A 16,292-nucleotide genomic window follows, 5' to 3' on the forward strand; every position below is an offset into this window, starting at 1 on the left:
CGGTATGGCATGTCCGTACGGCCCGCCCGTTTATGTGTACGTGCAGCCGAAACCCGGTGGGGGAACAGCCATTACCGGCGGGATTCTGGCATTGCTGCAGGGATTGCTGCTCGGTTTCCTGGCGGTGGCTTTCGCTATGTCGGCCGACGATATCGGCTCGATGGTGGCGGTAGGGACGTTCGTCTCGGTCGTGGGCACTATCAGCGGGTTCTATCTGGTCGAATCGATCATGCTGTTCTGCCGGCGTGCCGCGGGCCGGGTGCTGGTCATCGCGGCGGCGACGCTGGCCATTGTCGGCATCACGAGCCTCGCCCTCGGCGCGCTGTTCGTCAGCGGCATGGAGAAATCCGACGTGGCGCCCGCCAGCATCTTCGTGTCGATCGTCTTCGCGATCGAGTTGCTCACCCTGTGCCTCGCGGCCGCGGGTTCGACCGGACGGTGGATCGCGGCGCGCCGGACGGCCGGGCAGCCACCGGCGCCGCCCTATCCGTATTACTGACGGGCGAGATTACTGACGGGCGGGCAGACGTCGCCGGGGCGGACGGCTACGCTGGGCACCCGTGACCGTCGCATCGCCCTTCGATCTCATCGTCGTCGGCTCCGGGTTCTTCGGGCTGACCATTGCCGAACGTGCCGCCAACCTGCTCGGCAAGCGGGTGCTGGTGGTCGAACGTCGCTACCATCTCGGCGGCAACGCCTACTCCGAAGCCGATCCGGAAACCGGCATCGAGGTACACAAATACGGGGCCCACCTGTTCCACACGTCGAACAAGCGGGTCTGGGATTACGTCAATCAATTCACCGAATTCACCGGGTATCAGCACCGCGTGTTCGCGATGCACAAGGGGCAGGCCTACCAGTTCCCGATGGGGCTGGGCCTGATCTCGCAGTTCTACGGCCGCTATTTCACCCCGGACGAGGCCCGGGCGCTGATCGCGAAAGAGGCCGCGGAGATCGACACCAAGGACGCGAGCAATCTCGAGGAGAAGGCGATCTCACTGATCGGCCGTCCCCTCTACGAGGCCTTCATCCGCGGCTACAACGCCAAGCAGTGGCAGACCGACCCGAAGAACCTGCCGGCCAGCACCATCACCCGGCTGCCGGTGCGCTACACCTTCGACAACCGCTACTTCAACGACACCTACGAGGGCCTGCCCAAGGACGGCTACACCGCCTGGCTGGCCCGCATGGCCGAATCCGATCTCATCGAGGTGCGGCTGGACACCGACTGGTTCGAGGTGCGCGAGGAGCTGCGCGCGCAGAACCCGGACGCGCCGGTCGTCTACACCGGCCCGCTGGACCGCTACTTCGACTACGCCGAGGGCGAATTGGGCTGGCGCACCATCGATTTCGAGACCGAGGTGCTGGAAACCGGTGACTTTCAGGGCACCTCGGTAATGAACTACAACGACGAGGACGCGCCCTACACCCGCATCATCGAGCCGCGGCACTTCCACCCCGAGCGGGACTGGTACCCGGACGACAAGACGGTGATCCAGCGCGAGTACTCACGCTTCGCGAAGACCGGCGACGAGCCGTACTACCCGATCAACACCCCGGAGGACCGGCAGAAGGTGCTGGCCTACCGCGACCGCGCCAAGGCCGAAACCGCCTCCGCGAAGGTGCTTTTCGGCGGCCGCCTGGGCACCTACCAGTACCTGGACATGCACATGGCGATCGGCAGCGCGCTCAGCATGTTCGACAACGTGCTGCGCCCGCACCTGGAGTCCGGTGCGCCTCTGGTGGATGAGACCGCGCAATGACGACCACCCTGGAAGAGATGACGACAACCACCGAGACCCGCGCGAAATCCCTGCTGCAGCGCATCATCCTGCCGCGCCCGGGTGAACCGCTGGACGTGCGCACCCTCTATCTCGAGGAGTCGCAGACCAATGCCCGTCGCGCGCACGCGACTTCGCGCACGTCGCTGTCGATCGGCGCCGAATCCGAGGTGTCGTTCTGCACCTACTTCAACGCCGTGCCCGCCAGCTACTGGCGCCGCTGGACGGTATTGAAGTCGGTCGTGCTGCGCCTGGAGCTGTCCGGCCACGGCCGGGTCGACGTGTACCGCTCCAAGGCGGACGGTTCCCGAATCCACGTGCAGGGTAACGAATTCTCGACGGGCGGCGGGGAATCCGTCGCCCTCGTCGAATTCGAGGTGGACCTGGGGCCGTTCGAGGACGGTGGATGGATCTGGTTCGACATCACCACCGACTCGCATGTCGACCTGCGCAGCGGCGGCTGGTACGCGCCGGTGGAGGCGCCGGGCGAGGGCAGCATCGCGGTCGGCATGCCCACCTTCAACCGCCCCACCGACTGTGTGAAAACCCTTGCGGCCCTGGGCTCCGACCCGCTGGTGCTGGAGAAGATCAAGGCCGTCATCATTCCCGACCAGGGCAACCGCAAGGCCGTCGACGAGCCGGGCTTCGCCGAAGCGGCGGCCGTGCTGGGAGACCGGCTGGCCATTCACGACCAGCCCAATCTCGGCGGCTCCGGCGGCTACAGCCGGGTCATGTACGAGGCGCTGAAGACCACCGACGCCCAGTACATCGTCTACATGGACGACGACATCGAGATCGAGCCGGACTGCATCCTGCGGGCGCTGGCCTTCGCCCGCTTCGCCCGCACACCCACGCTGGTCGGCGGCCAGATGCTGAACCTGCAGGAGCGTTCGCACCTGCACACCATGGGCGAGGTCGTCGACCGCGGCATCTGGATGTGGACTGCGGCGCCGAACGTCGAGTACGACCACGACTTCTCCAAGTACCCGCTGCGCGACCGCGACAACTCCAAGCTGCTGCACCGGCGCATCGACGTCGACTTCAACGGCTGGTGGACCTGCGTGATCCCGCGCGTGGTCGCCGAGGAGATCGGCCAGCCGCTGCCGCTGTTCCTGAAATGGGACGACGTCGAGTACGGCCTGCGCGCCCGCGCCGCCGGGTACCCGACGGTCACCCTGCCGGGCGCGGCGGTGTGGCACATGGCCTGGAGCGACAAGGACGACGCCATCGACTGGCAGGCGTACTTCCACCTGCGCAACCGGCTCGTGGTGGCGGCTCTGCACCTGGGCAACGACGGCCGCCCGATGATCGTCAACACGGTCAAGGCGACGCTGAAACACCTACTGTGCCTGGAGTATTCGACGGTCGCCATCCAGAACCAGGCGATCCGCGACTTCCTGGCGGGTCCCGATCGGCTGTTCGAGCTGCTGCCCAGCGCGCTCGGCGACGTGGCACGGCTGCGCAAGGACTTCCCCGACGCGGTCACCCTGCCCTCCTCCACCGCGCTGCCGCTGCCCAGTGGCGCCGACGTGGGTGCGGTGGGCGAGCCGGGCAACCCGATCGCCAAGGTCGTTCGGCTCGGCAAGGGCGTACTGCACAACCTGCGCCCGGCCAAGACCGAACACCACGACCGCCCGCAGCTCAACGTCCCGACGCTCGATGCCCGCTGGTTCCTGCTCTCGCAGGTCGACGGCGTCACCGTCACCACCGCCGACGGACGCGGCGTCGTCTACCGCAAGCGCGATCCGCGGCAGGCGTGGGGCCTGTTCAAGGAGGCGATCCGGCTGCGACGGGAGCTGGCCGGTCGCTTCCCGGCCCTGCGCGAGCAGTATCGTGCCGCACATCCGCGGCTGACCAGCACGGCGGCCTGGGAGAACGCGTTCGGTATCGGCGGCGACACAGGGAGCGAGAAATGACAGCGGCAGTACCGGAGTCGGCCGACGCGCCGCATCTGCACGTCGTGCCCGAACCCGTCGCCTCGCCCGCCGAGGTCAAGATCATAAACGCGGTGCAGGGCACCATCGGCGCCAACCCGGCGGTGATCAAGGCGGCTCGGGGACTGTCGCACTTCGGGGAGCATTCGCTGGGCTGGATGGGCATCGGCGCCGCCGGTGCGTTGCTGGACAAGCCGCGCCGACGGCAGTGGGCCGGGGTCGCCGTCGGCGCCTTCGGGGCGCACGCCGCGTCGGTGATCATCAAGCGAATCGTCCGCCGCCCGCGCCCGCACCACCCGTCGGTGCAGGTCAACGTGTCGACGCCGAGCAAACTGAGCTTCCCGTCGTCGCACGCGACCTCCACGACCGCGGCGGCGGTATTGCTCGGCAGACTGACCGGGCTACCCTTGCCTGCGGTGCTCGTGCCGCCGATGCTGCTGTCCCGGATCGTGCTCGGGGTGCACTACCCCTCGGATGTGCTCGCCGGGTCCGCGCTGGGTGCCGCGTCCGCAGCCGCCGTGCTCGCCGCCGAAAAGAGAACCCGTGACCGCACAGGAAAGAACCCTCGTTGATATGAGTGAAGAGCCGACCAGCGTCGACCTGGACGAGGCCGTCATCAAAGGTCCGCCGAAGACCCTGGCCGGCGGCCTGGTCAAGGCGATGCGGCCGCGCCAGTGGGTGAAGAACGTCCTGGTGCTGGCGGCTCCGCTGGCGGCGGGCAAGGACGCGGTCTCGAGCGCTTCGGTGCTGGGCCACGTCGGGATCGCGTTCGTGGTGTTCTGCCTGGCGGCATCGGGTATCTACCTGATCAACGACGCGAAGGACGTGGAGGCCGACCGGGCGCACCCGACCAAACGTTACCGGCCGATCGCGGCCGGTGTCGTCCCGGTCAATCTCGCCTACCTGCTGGCGGTCGTGCTGCTGGTCGGTTCCGTCGCGATCTCGTTCGCGGCGTCGTGGCATCTGGCCGTGGTGATGGCGGTCTACATCGGCATCCAGCTGGCCTACTGCTTCGGTCTCAAGCACCAGGCGGTGCTCGACATCTCCATCGTGTCGTCGGGCTTCCTGCTGCGCGCGGTCGCCGGTGGCGCCGCGGCGAGTATCGAACTGTCGCAATGGTTCCTGCTGATCATGGCGTTCGGCTCGCTGTTCATGGCGGCCGGAAAGCGGTACGCGGAGTTGAAGATCGCGCTCGACACGGGTGCGAAGATCCGCAAGTCGCTGCAGTACTACACGCCCACCTACCTACGCTTCATCTGGACGCTGTCGGCGACCGCGGTCGTCGTGTTCTACGGGCTGTGGGCATTTCAGCAACAGCAGTTCAAGGACACCCAGTGGTATGCGATCTCGATGATTCCGTTTACGATCGCAATCCTGCGTTACGCGGTCGACGTCGATGGCGGCGAGGCCGGTGAACCCGAAGAGATCGCGCTGGGGGACCGCATATTGCAGCTCCTGGCCATCGCCTGGATCGGAGCGGTAGGTGTCGCTGTCTATCTCGCCTGACGAGAGGCTGGGAGCGGGAAAAGAGCGCGAAGAGGGTCCGCCGACCAGCACGCTGGCGGTCGGCGAGGGAGAGCGGGAGGCGAGCGCCTCCCGCTTCGCGCGACTGTCCCGAGCCGTCTTCGTCGGTGGGGTAGCCCTCACCGTGGTCCTGTTCGCGGCCGGCGCCTGGCAACGGCGCTGGATCGCCGACGACGGACTCATCGTGTTGCGCACCGTGCGCAACCTGCTGGCCGGCAACGGGCCGGTATTCAACGCGGGCGAGCGGGTGGAGACCAACACCAGCGCCGCGTGGACCTATGTCGTGTGGTTCTTCAGCTGGATCACCCAGGCCCGGCTGGAGTACGTGGTGCTCGGCGTGGCGCTGGGGTTGTCGCTGCTGGCGGTCCTGTTCGCCATGCTCGGCTCGGCTCGGCTGTGGGGCGGCGCCTCGGGTCAGCTGCTGCTGCCGGCGGGTGCGCTGGTCTACGTGGCCGTGCCGCCCGCCCGCGACTACGCCACCTCGGGGCTGGAGAACTGCCTGGTCATCTTCTGGCTGGGCGTGCTGTGGTACCTGCTGATGCGCTGGAGCCGGGCCGAGCGGCCCGGTCTCGCAAGTTTTCTCGGCCTGGTCTTCTGGGCCGGGCTGTCGTGGCTGGTGCGCCCCGAGATCACCGTGCTGGGCGGCCTGGCCCTGCTGCTGGTCTTCTGCGCGCCGATGCCGCGAACCCGGCTGCGGCCCATCGTCGTTCGGGCGCTGCTGGTCGTGGTCGGCGGCGCGGTGCCGCTGGGCTATCAGATCTGGCGGATGGGCTACTACGGCCTGCCCTATCCGAACACCGCGGTCGCCAAGGAGGCCGGCGGCGCCAAGTGGAGGCAGGGCCTGGTCTACCTGTGGGACCTCGTCGGTCCGTACTTCCTGTGGGTGCCGCTGCTGGTGCTGGCGGCGATCGCCGTCTTCTCTCTGCGGACCCGGCGCGGGTCGGCCCCGCCGTCCGCGCGTGATTCCGCCGAAACCACCCGGCTGCGTGCGCTGCAGCGGCGGCTGCGCACGCCCGGCGCGGTGGTCACGCTGATGCTCGTCGGCGGGCTGCTGCTGGTGGTGTTCAACATCCGGGTCGGCGGCGACTTCATGCACGGCCGCATGCTGCTGCCGCAGCTGTTCATCCTGCTGTTGCCGGTCGCCGTGCTGCCGGTGCGCCTGCCCGGCGACGCCGTCGCGGAGCGGGGCGTACGCGGACTGACGCGGTGGTCGATCGCGCTGCCACTGGTGGCGTGGGTGGTGACGATGGGCTGGGCGCTGTTCGCCGCCGACACCGTCGCCAACACCTCCGGCAGCCAGCTCAGCGCCACCGGCATCGTGGACGAGCGGATCTACTACGTGCTCAACAGCGGTCACGACCATCCCGTGCTGGCCGAGGACTATCTGGACTACCCGCGGATGCGCGCGATGGTGGAGGCCATCGAGAACAGCCCGAACGGCGGGCTGCTGATCAATTCGCCGTCGTTCATGATGTGGTACGTCGCGCCGCCGCCGCTGCCGATCCCCGAGGGCGGCTACGGCCACACCGTCTACTTCCTGAATCTGGGAATGACGAGTATGAACGTTCCGTTGGATGTGCGCGTGCTCGATCAGGAGGGCCTGGCCTACCCGTTGGCCGCGCACACCGATCGGCTCGTCGACGGCCGCATCGGCCACGACAAGAACCTCTACTCGGACTGGGTGGTCGTCGACGCCGGCATGGTCGACCGGCATCCGTGGATGCCGTGGTTCATGGACGAGAAGTGGGTGATCCAGGCCCGGACCGCGCTGAGCTGCCCCGCCACCCAGGATCTGCTGGCGTCCTATCGCGCGCCGCTCACCGTCGACCGTTTCAAGCACAACATCATCCAGGCCCTGCATTTCTCGAAGTACCGTATCGAGCGGGTGCCGAAGTACGAGATCCAACGCTGTGGCCTGGTGGACCCGATTCCACCCGTGGTACCTAACTAGCGCGGTACCGATATCACAGTTGTTTTGGCCACTCTGTCTCGATTTGGTAACGCCGCAGCGGTACCGAAGCGATAGGCTCCCATGAGTACGTCCGTCGTGGGCGCGTCGTGGTATGCGTTGCGACGAGGGATCCGCAAGAAGCGGCCGAGCCCGGCCGCACAAGGGAAAGGCCGAACAGAATATGCGAGGCGTGACTGTGCGTTGGGCGCAGGAAAGACGTCGGAGACGGTCGCAGCGGCAGGGTTCACGGCGAGCCGGCTGGGCGAAGCGGTCCGCGCTGGGCGTCGCCCTGGCGACGCTGCTGCCGTTCGGGGTGTCGGTGGCAGGCGCGGGCACCGCGTCCGCGGCATTCGACCCCTCCGGTATCGACTTCTGGGTCGATTCGCCGACGATGGGCCCGATCAAGAATCGGGTCTTCCGTGCCGCCGACGGCAACACCAGCCGCGTGGTCTATGCCCTCGACGGCATGCGGGCCCGGCAGGACATCAGCGGCTGGGAGATCGAGACCAATATCGCCGCCGAACTCACCAAGGCCAACATCAATGTCGTGATGCCGGTCGGTGGTCAGTCCAGCTTCTACGCCGACTGGAACGCGGCCAGCTCCTTCCTGGGCCTGCCGCCGATCTCCGGTTCGTCCTCGGGCTCGGCCTCGGGTTCGGGTGCGACGCAGGTGCTGGCCGACGGCCCCGGTAAGAGCTACCGCTACGAGTGGGAGACCTTCCTGACCCGCGACCTGCGCAACGCGCTGCGGGACCGGCTGGGCTTCAGCACGACTCGCAACGGCGCGTTCGGCCTGTCGATGGGCGGCAGCGCGGCCCTGACGCTGGCCGCCTACCACCCGGAGCAGTTCAGCTTCGCCGGGTCCTACTCCGGTTATCTCAACGTGTCGGCGCCTGGGATGAGGGAGGCGTTGCGCGTCGCGATGATCGACGCCGGTGGCTACAACATCGACTCCATGGCGCCGCCGTGGGGCCCGCAGTGGCTGCGGATGGATCCGTTCGTGTTCGCGCCGCGGTTGAAGGCCAACAACACCCGCCTGTGGATCTCGGCCGGCAGCGGCCTGCCCGGTCCGGTGGACGGCCCCAACTTCAACACGCTCAACGCGATGGGCCTCGAGGCGCTGGCGCTGGCCAACACCCGGGCGTTCCAGGTGCGCATGATGACCCTGGGCGCGGGCAACGTCACCTACGACTTCCCGGCCGTGGGTGTGCACAACTGGCGCTACTGGGAGAGCGAGGTCTACCGCATGCTGCCCGACCTCTCGGCCAATATCGGCTGATCCCGGCCCGTTCCGAAGCCCCACGGTGACTCCGGTCGCCGTGGGGTTTTTCGTGTCCGCCGTTCTGCTCGCGCTGCTGTGCCGAAGATTTGCTACCGAGCCCGACAAGGGATCGGACGACCGCATTGACGGATTACCGTGTGTCGCGGGTCACTGTTTGATTCATTTCCGAGTTGAATCACTTTATTGCAACACCGGATCGCCGATACTCGATTCGTAACGCGGTACCTGCAGTACACCGACGTCCTTGGTACGTCGATGGGTTTGTCTGTGTTGTCCGAAGATGAGGGCCGGGCGCGTAGCGAGGGTTCGGGCGCGCTCCGTTCTCGAGCGAAAGGTCGAACTCGATGCGATTTGCGCGGAGGAAGCCGAAGCCCGACGGAGTGCGCGGTTCGTGGCTGAAGCGATCGGTGTTGGGCATGGCACTGGCGATGACGCTGCCACTGGGCGTATCCGTGGTCGGGAGCGGCGCAACCGCGACGGCGGCGTTCGATCCGTCGGGATTCGACTTCTGGGTCGACTCACCGGTGATGGGCCCGATCAAGTCGCGGATCTTCCGCGCCAAGGACGGCAACACCGATCGCGTGGTCTACGCCCTCGACGGCATGCGGGCGCCGCAGACGCTCAACGGCTGGGAGATCGAGACCAATGTCGCCCAGGTGCTGACCGACTGGAACATCAACGTCGTGATGCCCGTGGGCGGGCAGTCCAGCTTCTACGCCGACTGGAACGCGCCCAGCTCGTTCTTCGGCATCGGCCCGACCGGCTTCGGCTCCTCCAGCGGCTCGGGCGCCACCGAGACCTTCCTGGACGGCCCCGGCAAGAGCTACCGCTACGACTGGGAGACCTTCCTGACCTCCCAGCTGCGCAGTGCGCTGCGCGACCGGCTCGGCTTCCGCGCCGACCGCAACGGCGCGTTCGGCCTGTCCATGGGCGGCAGTGCGGCGCTGACCCTGGCGGCCTACCACCCCGACCAGTTCAGCTTCGCCGGTTCCTTCTCCGGCTACCTGAACATCTCCGCCCCCGGTATGCGCGAGGCGATCCGCGCCGCCATGATCGACGCGGGCGGCTACAACGTCGACGCCATGGCGCCGCCGTGGGGCCCGCAGTGGCTGCGCATGGATCCGTTCGTGTTCGCACCGCAGCTGATCGCCAACGGCACCCGGCTGTGGATCGCCGCGGGCAGTGGCGTTCCGTCGCAGCAGGATTGGGCACTGCCGCCGGGCGCCGCCGCCGACCACATCATCCGCGGCGCGCCGCTGGAGGCGATGGCGCTGGCCAACACTCGTGCCTTCCAGGTCCGGATGATGTCGCTGGGCGCGCAGAACGTGGTCTATTCGTTCCCGGCTGTCGGCGTGCACGACTGGTTCAACTGGCAGGACGAGGCGTATCGGATGATTCCGGATCTGTCGGCCAACATCGGCTGACGAGTCGGCCGCGCGGTCGGTGGCAAATCGACGGTTTACATCACGATTCGGTCTCGGGGCGCGTTTCCCGGGCCGCGGTTCCGAATGTCTGCCGATAGAAGAAGTTCGGGAAACAAACGCCGAAACCTGCACTCACCACGAGAAGCGTTCGGCGGCGATGGTCGCTCGTCATGCATCTCGGGTGCGGTCCAATCGGGGCCGCACGGGCGAAAGGTCGGTTCGATGCGGTCAGTGCGATTGTGCGGAACGATTGCCGGTGTGCGGGATTCGGCCCGGTGGCGCGGATCGGGCGCGGGTGTGCGGCGCCTGGTCCGGCGCCTCGCGGGAGTCGCGCTCGCCGTGGCGATTCCGGTGACGATGACGGTCGCCGGTGCGCCCGGACCCGCGGCGGCCGCGTACAACTCCGACGGTTTCGATTTCTGGGTCGATTCGAGCATGGGCCCGATCAAGAACCGCGTTTTCCGTGCGGCGGACGGCAATACCGATCGGGTGGTGTACGCGCTGGACGGTCTGCGCGCGCGGAATGATCTGTCCGGGTGGGAGATCGACACCGACGTATCCCGGGTGCTGCCGCAGTGGAACATCAATGTGGTGATGCCGATCGGCGGGCAGTCCAGCTTCTACAGCGATTGGGCGGCGCCGAGCAATACCAACGGCCAGACCGTGCGCTATGCCTGGGAAACCTTCCTGACCCGGGATCTGCGCGACGCGCTACACGAACGGCTGGGTTTCAAGCCCGTCGGCAACGGGGTGTTCGGGCTGTCCATGGGCGGCAGCGCCGCGCTCGCTCTGGCGGCCTATCATCCCGATCAATTCCGTTACGCCGCTTCCTATTCCGGCTACCTGAATCCTTCCGGCCCGGGTATGCGGGAGGCGCTGCGCGCGGCGATGCTGGATGCCGGCGGTTTCAACATCGACGCCATGTGGGGCCCGCCGTGGGACCCGCGCTGGCAGCGGAACGACCCGACCTTTTTCGCGCCGCTGTTGCGGCAGAACGGCACCCGGCTGTGGATTTCCTCGGGCAACGGCCTGCCCGGCCCCCGAGACGCCGTTCGCGGCCCGATCGACGCCTACCACCTGACCAATGCGGAGGTGCTCGAGGCGGTGGCGCTGGCCAACACCCGCGCGTTCCAGGACCGCCTCGGCACGGCCAACGCGGTTTTCGACTACACCCCCGTCGGGGTGCACTTCTGGCACTACTGGACCGACGAGGTCTACAAGATGCTCCCGGATCTCAGCGCCAATCTGGGATAACCCCCGGAATCTCCTTCCCCCTTCCGGCGAAAGCCGGGACCCCCGTGGGATTTTCGGTTGGGGCGACAATCACCGGCCGGACGCGATAGGGTCTCCGCACCATTACGAAACGTACACGGGCGGATTTCGGTCACGGGGTTCGTTCCATCTTGCTAACGGTTGGGCGGTCGAATATCGTCCAGCGAGCGCAAGTGTGACCAGTTCGTGGACGCGCCGTCGCTCATGTCGGAGGTCGGGATCCGAGATGAGCGCAGCCCGCGCTGTCGATAGCCACGTGCTCTCACAGCGCGGCTACAACCGCAGACTACAGCAGCAGAAAGAGAGCAAGATCCATGCGTTTCGGCAGATCCGCCGCGCCGGCGTCCGATTCGACGCTCGCGTCGGAGACGGTCCAGCCAGGACGGCGAAATGCTCAGTTCGGTTGGCGCGCACGGCTGTTGGCCGCCGGCGCAGCGGCCCTGGCTCTCCCGCTCGCGGCAGCCGCCGCGACCCCGACGGTCGCGCTGGCGAACCCGGTTGTGGCCCCGGTGCATCGCACCCCGGCCGGTGGCTACGAAGAGCTGATGGTCCCGTCGAGCATGGGCCCGGTCAAGGTGCAGGTGCAGTGGGCCCGCAACGGCGGCAACGCCGCCCTGCTGCTGCTCGACGGCCTGCGTGCCCGCGACGACCGCAACGCCTGGTCATTCGAGACCAACGCGCAGCAGCAGTTCGGCAACGACGACATCACCCTGGTGATGCCGGTCGGCGGCCAGTCCAGCTGGTACGCCGACTGGCAGGCCCCGAGCAACACCAACGGCCAGAAGTTCACCTACAAGTGGGAGACCTTCCTCACTCAGGAGCTGCCCACCTTCCTCGCCGACTACGGCGTCTCGCGCAACAACTGGGCCGTCGGCGGCCTGTCGATGAGCGGCCCGGCCGCGCTGCGCCTGGCGGCCTTCCACCGCGACCAGTTCAAGTACGCGGCCGCGTTCTCGGGCCCGCTGAACTGGAACGCACCCGGCATGCGTGAGGCGATCCGCGTCATGATGCTCGACGCCGGCCGCTTCAACGTCGACTCGATGGCGGCGCCGTGGAGCCCGCAGTGGCTGCGGTCGGACCCGATGGTGTTCGCCCCGCAGCTGCGTGGCCTGCCGATGTTCATCTCCTCCGGCAGCGGCCTGCCCGGCCCGCACGACAACCCGGGTTCGGCGGTCGGCCTGTTCAACACCGGCAACGCGATGGCCCTCGAGGTGATCTCGATGGTGAGCAGCCGTTCCTTCCAGTCCCGGCTGAACTCGCTGGGCATCCCGGCCACCTACGACTTCCCGGCCAACGGCACGCACTCCTGGAAGTACTGGGAGGACGAGCTGTGGAAGGCGCGTCCGGGCATCCTGGCCGCACTGAACGCCGGATAACCGGCACGACATACCGCCTCGGGGCGCCGCGTGGTTCGACCACGCGGCGCCCCAGCGCATTTCGGGGGTAAGTCGACCGGTTTCCGCGCGTCGCGCGCGGTTACCCGCCCGCCGCGAGGTACAACACTCCTGTGGCAGGTGTGGCAAATTTCCGGCGGGGGCGCGCCAGACGCGCTCGAGCGCGGCTGAGCTGCAAAAGGCTGGGTGCGCTTGCCGCCGCCGCGCTCTTGCCGCTGACCGCGAGCTATTGCGCCGCGATCGCCACCGCTCAGCCCGAGGTCGCCCCGGCCGCCGTCGCCGGGGCGGGCGTGCGGAAGGCGGTATGGCTGACCGATCGGCGGGTGTCGCTGTGGGTGGACTCGCCGTCCATGGGGACGCCGGTCCAGGTCCAGCTGCTGCTGGCGCGGGACTGGAACGTCCGGCCGGACGCGCGCTTCCCGCTGCTGTTCATGCTCGACGGCCTGCGCGCCACCGAGGACGAGAGTGGCTGGACCAAGGACGCCCAGGCGGTCGACTTCTACGCCGACAAGAACGTCACCGTGGTGCTGCCGATCGGCGGGCAGTCCAGCTTCTACTCCGACTGGGCGCAGCCGAACAACGGCAAGAACTACAAGTGGGAAACCTTCCTCACCAAGGAGTTGCCGCCGCTGCTGGAGAGCCAGTGGCGGGCCACGAATGCCCGTGGCGTGGCCGGACTCTCGATGGGCGGCACGGCCGCCATGTTCCTGGCCGGTCGCAATCCCGGCTGGGTCCGGTACGCCGCCTCGTACTCGGGCTTCCTGACCACCACCACGCTGGGTATGCCGCAGGCCATCATGTTCGCCATGCGCGACGCGGGCGGCTTCGACGCCGACGCCATGTGGGGTCCGCCGGGCGACCCGGAGTGGGCCGCGCACGACCCGTACGCGCTGGCCGACAAGCTGAAGGGCGTCAGCCTCTACGTCTCGGCGGGCAGCGGCACCACCGGCGCCTACGACAATCCGAGCCCGGACCTGCCCGCGATCAGCACCAACTACGCCGGGATGGGCCTGGAGATCCTGTCCCGGCTGACCACCCAGAACTTCGTGGGGAAGCTGAACAAGCTCTCGATCCCGGTGCAGGTGAGCTACCGCGCCTCCGGCACGCACACCTGGCCCTACTGGGATTTCGAGATGCGCCAGTCCTGGCCGCAGGCGGCGGCCGCGCTGGGCGTCGACACCGCCGCGGCCGAGTGCGGGACCGGCGGCGCGATCGCGGCGGTGGCGCAGTCGAGCGGCTGGCTGGGCGCCTGCGTGACTCCGGAGTATCAGGTGCCCGGCGGGACGGCGCAGGACTTCAAGGGCGGCAGGGTGTTCTGGTCGCCGTCGACCGGGGCGCACGCGGCGGGCGGGATGATCGGCGGCACCTACCAGGCCGCGGCCGGGCCGGACGGGCCACTCGGCCTGCCCGCCTCCGACGATCAGGGCCTGCCCGACGGCCGCGGCCGGTTCCAGTCCTTCCAGAACGGCTCGGTGTATTGGACGCCCCAGACCGGCGCCCAGGTGGTGCGCGGCGCGATGCTGCAGGAGTGGGGCGCGCAGGGCTTCGAGCGCGGTCCCGCCGGTTACCCCACGGGTCCCGAACAGCCGACTCCGAACCAGCGCGGCGCGGTGCAGGGCTTCGAGAACAGCCCGATGTACTTCAGCGAGAAGACCGGGGCCCATCGCGTCCAAGGACTGATCCTCGGCAAGTACGCGCAACTGGGCTTCGAGAACAGTCCCCTCGGTTTCCCCGTCGCCGAGGAGCAGCCGCTGAAGGATCTCGGCCGCGTCAGCGCGTTCGAGGGCGGCAACATCTACTGGAGCCCGCTCTCGGGCGCGTGGGCGGTCCGCAACGGCCTGATCATGGAGGCCTGGGGCCGCCAGGGCTTCGAGAACGGCCGCCTCGGCTACCCGACCAGCGACGAGTTCCCGGTACCGGGCGGCATCCAGCAGAACTTCCAGACCGGATTCATCGTCCTGCGCGACGGCAAGCCGGAAATACACGGCCTGTAGCGACGTCATGAGAGTTGCCTGTGGTTCGTCCATGGGTGGCCATGACCGCGCGTCGAGCCGCTAGCCTGGACGCGTCCCGTTGGCTTGCACAGATCGAGGAAACGAAATTCATGTTGCGGACCCGTGGAAAGGTAACCGGCGTCGTGGTGTCGCTCGCCGCCGTCGGCCTGCTCGCTGCCTGCGGCGACAACGATTCGACCGCGTCGAGCACGCCGACGCTGAAGACCTCGACCACGACCGCCGCGGCGGGTCCGACCATCCCGTCGGTGGTGCAGGTGCCGCCGGAGGAGGGCGCCCCGACGGCCGCGCCGACCACCAGCGCGTTGGAGCGGCCCGAACCGGTGGAACCCTCGGTGGCCGCGGGCAATACGGCCGAGCTGTCGGCCAAGGACCAGGCGCTGATCGAGGAACTGAAGAAGCGCGGCCTGAGCCCCACCCCGGATATCGCGGTGACCACGGCGAGCTTCGTCTGCCAGGGCAAGGCGTCGGGCCTGCCCGATGACCAGATCACCACCTACGTGAACGCGATGGCCGGTTCCGACCCGGCGTTCGACCCGCAGAAGATGCCTGTCGAACAGGCCGGCCGGATCTACATCGACACCGCGAACCAGACCTACTGCGACAAGTGAACGCACGACGTTCGGGCTATCCGGGAGGCGGTGGTCGTCGCCGTCGTCCCGGATGCCTGCTGATCCTGCTGGGCATCGTCGTGCTGGTGGTCGTGGCGGTGCTGCTGTGGTTCCTGCTGGCCGGTCCGCTGCGGCTGCCGAAGCCGACGCCGCCGAAGCCGGGCCCGCCGACCAGCCAGCCGGCCTCCTGCCCGGACGTTCAGTTGCTGTCGATTCCGGGGACGTGGGAGTCCAACAGCAACGACGATCCGCACCACCCGAGCGCCAATCCGATCTCGTTGATGCTCAACGTCAGCAACCCGGTGCGCGAGCGGTTCCCCGAGAGCCGGTTGGACATCTACACCGTCCCTTACGTCGCGCAATTCTCCAATCCGATCGCGATCCCGCCGGATGGCCAGCAGTCCTACAACAACAGCCGCTCGGAGGGCGCCGAGCGGGCCCTCGACGAGCTGACGTCGATGTCGAAGAACTGCCCGCTCACCAGTTATGTGATCGCCGGTTTCTCGCAGGGCGCGGTGATCGGCGGCGATATCGCCGCCCAGATCGGCGCGGGCAAGGGCCCGGTGCCCGCCGATCGGGTGCTCGGCGTGATGCTGATCGCCGACGGCCGCCGCGATTTCGGGCCGGGCCAGGCCGTCGCGGTCGGGCCGAGTCCGCCGGGTGTGGGCGCGGAGGTCGCCTTGCAGGGCCTCAACGTCCCGGGCATCAAGATGACCGGATCGCGCCCGGGCGGCTTCGGCCAACTCGCCGACCGCACCTACACCATCTGCGCGCCGGGCGATCTGATCTGTGACGCCCCGAAGCAGGCGCTGAACCCGTTCAACCTGATCCCGAGCCTGATGACGCTGGTCAGAGCCGTCGGGAACCCGGTGCACGCGCTGTACAACACCTTCCAGGTGGACGAGAACGGCACCACGGCCACGCAGTGGACGGCGAATTGGGCGGCGGACCTGATCGAGGGCGCTCCGCACCCGCCCCATTCGTGACTGTTAACAGGGGTCAACCCCGAGGCCCCCAAGGTTTCGTGGGCACGCTGTAAAGTGCAGCGATGATCGCGACGCCGGAGCCGCTTCCTCTCGGATCGGCCCGGCGTCGCAGCCATTCCGG

13 protein-coding genes are annotated in these 16,292 nt (G+C 68.0%); all 13 read left to right on the top strand.

What is annotated here, in order from left to right; all coding sequences use genetic code 11:
- The first annotated feature begins 4 nt into the window (after nucleotides 1-4).
- Complete coding sequence (locus NWFMUON74_RS00595) at nucleotides 5-499, top strand: hypothetical protein (RefSeq protein WP_187686085.1); 495 nt, start codon at nucleotides 5-7, stop codon at nucleotides 497-499.
- A gap of 61 nt (nucleotides 500-560) precedes the next feature.
- Nucleotides 561-1,763 (top strand): UDP-galactopyranose mutase, encoded by a 1,203-nt coding sequence (glf, locus tag NWFMUON74_RS00600; protein WP_187686086.1) that lies wholly within the window; start codon nucleotides 561-563, stop codon nucleotides 1,761-1,763.
- Nucleotides 1,764-1,780: 17 nt separating this feature from the next.
- Nucleotides 1,781-3,697, top strand: a complete 1,917-nt coding sequence (locus NWFMUON74_RS00605) for a glycosyltransferase (RefSeq protein WP_232110768.1) — start codon at nucleotides 1,781-1,783, stop codon at nucleotides 3,695-3,697.
- Nucleotides 3,694-4,287, top strand: a complete 594-nt coding sequence (locus NWFMUON74_RS00610; RefSeq protein ID WP_187686088.1) for a phosphatase PAP2 family protein — start codon at nucleotides 3,694-3,696, stop codon at nucleotides 4,285-4,287. Before NWFMUON74_RS00605 ends, NWFMUON74_RS00610 begins: the two co-directional genes overlap by 4 nt.
- A 1-nt stretch (nucleotide 4,288) precedes the next feature.
- The gene (locus NWFMUON74_RS00615) at nucleotides 4,289-5,221 is read left to right on the top strand and encodes a decaprenyl-phosphate phosphoribosyltransferase (protein ID WP_187686089.1); all 933 of its coding nucleotides are present in this window, start codon (nucleotides 4,289-4,291) and stop codon (nucleotides 5,219-5,221) included.
- 52 nt (nucleotides 5,222-5,273) lie between these two features.
- Complete coding sequence (locus NWFMUON74_RS00620; protein WP_269475372.1) at nucleotides 5,274-7,190, top strand: arabinofuranosyltransferase AftB family protein; 1,917 nt, start codon at nucleotides 5,274-5,276, stop codon at nucleotides 7,188-7,190.
- Between the two features lie 190 nt (nucleotides 7,191-7,380).
- Entirely contained in the window at nucleotides 7,381-8,469 is a 1,089-nt protein-coding gene (locus NWFMUON74_RS00625; RefSeq protein WP_425300375.1) for an alpha/beta hydrolase, read from the top strand.
- A 347-nt stretch (nucleotides 8,470-8,816) separates the two neighbouring features.
- The gene (locus tag NWFMUON74_RS00630) at nucleotides 8,817-9,896 is read left to right on the top strand and encodes an alpha/beta hydrolase (RefSeq protein WP_425300374.1); all 1,080 of its coding nucleotides are present in this window, start codon (nucleotides 8,817-8,819) and stop codon (nucleotides 9,894-9,896) included.
- 357 nt (nucleotides 9,897-10,253) lie between these two features.
- Nucleotides 10,254-11,150 (top strand): alpha/beta hydrolase, encoded by an 897-nt coding sequence (locus NWFMUON74_RS00635; protein WP_232111278.1) that lies wholly within the window; start codon nucleotides 10,254-10,256, stop codon nucleotides 11,148-11,150.
- 332 nt (nucleotides 11,151-11,482) lie between these two features.
- Nucleotides 11,483-12,544: an alpha/beta hydrolase gene (locus tag NWFMUON74_RS00640; RefSeq protein ID WP_187686092.1), complete on the top strand. Its 1,062-nt coding sequence runs from the start codon at nucleotides 11,483-11,485 to the stop codon at nucleotides 12,542-12,544.
- 131 nt (nucleotides 12,545-12,675) lie between these two features.
- Entirely contained in the window at nucleotides 12,676-14,556 is a 1,881-nt protein-coding gene (locus NWFMUON74_RS00645) for an alpha/beta hydrolase-fold protein (protein ID WP_425300492.1), read from the top strand.
- Nucleotides 14,557-14,666: 110 nt separating this feature from the next.
- Nucleotides 14,667-15,185, top strand: coding sequence for a DUF732 domain-containing protein (locus NWFMUON74_RS00650; RefSeq protein ID WP_187686093.1), 519 nt, complete (start codon nucleotides 14,667-14,669; stop codon nucleotides 15,183-15,185).
- The gene (locus tag NWFMUON74_RS00655) at nucleotides 15,182-16,171 is read left to right on the top strand and encodes a cutinase family protein (RefSeq protein WP_187686094.1); all 990 of its coding nucleotides are present in this window, start codon (nucleotides 15,182-15,184) and stop codon (nucleotides 16,169-16,171) included. Before NWFMUON74_RS00650 ends, NWFMUON74_RS00655 begins: the two co-directional genes overlap by 4 nt.
- Nucleotides 16,172-16,292 lie beyond the last annotated feature (121 nt).

This window comes from Nocardia wallacei (assembly GCF_014466955.1).
GTDB classification, from domain to species: domain Bacteria; phylum Actinomycetota; class Actinomycetes; order Mycobacteriales; family Mycobacteriaceae; genus Nocardia; species Nocardia wallacei.

Bases quoted from the DNA above. Each gene is read 5' to 3' on its own strand.
- NWFMUON74_RS00595 (WP_187686085.1), top strand. From the start codon at position 5: ATGGCATGTCCGTACGGCCCGCCCGTTTATGTGTACGTGCAGCCGAAA.
- NWFMUON74_RS00605 (WP_232110768.1), top strand. From the start codon at position 1,781: ATGACGACAACCACCGAGACCCGCGCGAAATCCCTGCTGCAGCGCATC.
- NWFMUON74_RS00610 (WP_187686088.1), top strand. From the start codon at position 3,694: ATGACAGCGGCAGTACCGGAGTCGGCCGACGCGCCGCATCTGCACGTC.
- NWFMUON74_RS00615 (WP_187686089.1), top strand. From the start codon at position 4,289: ATGAGTGAAGAGCCGACCAGCGTCGACCTGGACGAGGCCGTCATCAAA.
- NWFMUON74_RS00630 (WP_425300374.1), top strand. From the start codon at position 8,817: ATGCGATTTGCGCGGAGGAAGCCGAAGCCCGACGGAGTGCGCGGTTCG.
- NWFMUON74_RS00635 (WP_232111278.1), top strand. From the start codon at position 10,254: ATGACGGTCGCCGGTGCGCCCGGACCCGCGGCGGCCGCGTACAACTCC.
- NWFMUON74_RS00640 (WP_187686092.1), top strand. From the start codon at position 11,483: ATGCGTTTCGGCAGATCCGCCGCGCCGGCGTCCGATTCGACGCTCGCG.
- NWFMUON74_RS00650 (WP_187686093.1), top strand. From the start codon at position 14,667: ATGTTGCGGACCCGTGGAAAGGTAACCGGCGTCGTGGTGTCGCTCGCC.